This is a genomic window from Mesorhizobium sp. A556 (genome assembly GCF_054489545.1).
The window spans coordinates 1-820 of the sequence record NZ_JBTMXA010000063.1; the positions used below are offsets into that span (position 1 = coordinate 1).

At 56.1% G+C, this 820-nt stretch carries 1 protein-coding gene; it reads right to left on the minus strand.

Annotated elements, in window-relative coordinates; translation table 11 throughout:
* Positions 1-53: 53 nt before the first annotated feature.
* Positions 54-752, minus strand: a complete 699-nt coding sequence (locus tag ACX3P0_RS25305; RefSeq protein WP_459092986.1) for an IS6 family transposase — start codon at positions 750-752, stop codon at positions 54-56.
* Positions 753-820 lie beyond the last annotated feature (68 nt).

Sequence of the window (820 nt, forward strand, 5' to 3'; positions counted from 1 at the left end):
GGTTGTGTTGCAACGGCTGACTGGAAGCGCAAAGAGGCCTGGTCCGAGGCCAATTATGCGGCAAGAAATGCGAACTGCTCTGCCAAGGACGGACTCGGATTGAAGGCGTATCTCGCCTGTCGTTTGCGCATCATGTGGACCATTTCGATGCCGGACAGGATGATCGCCGCTGATGCCTGTGATTTGAAGCCAAGCATTGGCCGGATGCGGCGCTTGATGCGTCGATGATCCTGTTCAATCCGATTATTCAGGTATTTATTCTTACGGATTTCGATCGGCTTCAGCCTGCGCCGAGAGCGATCCTGCAAGCGATTTGTGGTGTCACAGGAAACGATAGCCTCGTGGTTGGTCTGACTACCATCGATGACGACGCGGTCGGGCCGGCCATGACGTGCGAGCGCTTTCCTGAAGAACCGCTTGGCCGACGGCAGGTCGCGCTGCTCGCTGAACCAAAATTCGACTGTGTCGCCGACACCGTCGATAGCGCGATATAGGTACATCCACTGGCCGCGGACCTTGATGTAGGTCTCGTCGATATGCCATCTGCCGGTCACGCTCCGCTTGCGTCGGTTGAAACGCTCCAGCAACAGCGGTGTGTAACGTACGGTCCAGCGGTGAATGGTCGTGTGATCGACGGCAATGCCCCGCTCGGCCATCATCTCTTCTAGATCACGCAAGCTCAGACTGTAAGCCAGGTACCAGCGCACACAAAGCAGGATCACTGACTGGTCGAACTGGCGGCCTTTGAACATTCAATCCTCCGAAAGATCAGAGGCTCTCCTTGCCACAAGCCCGGTAATCAAAACGTTGCAACACAACC

Excerpts from the sequence above, each read along its gene's own strand:
- ACX3P0_RS25305 (WP_459092986.1), bottom strand. The coding sequence starts at position 752 with ATGTTCAAAGGCCGCCAGTTCGACCAGTCAGTGATCCTGCTTTGTGTG.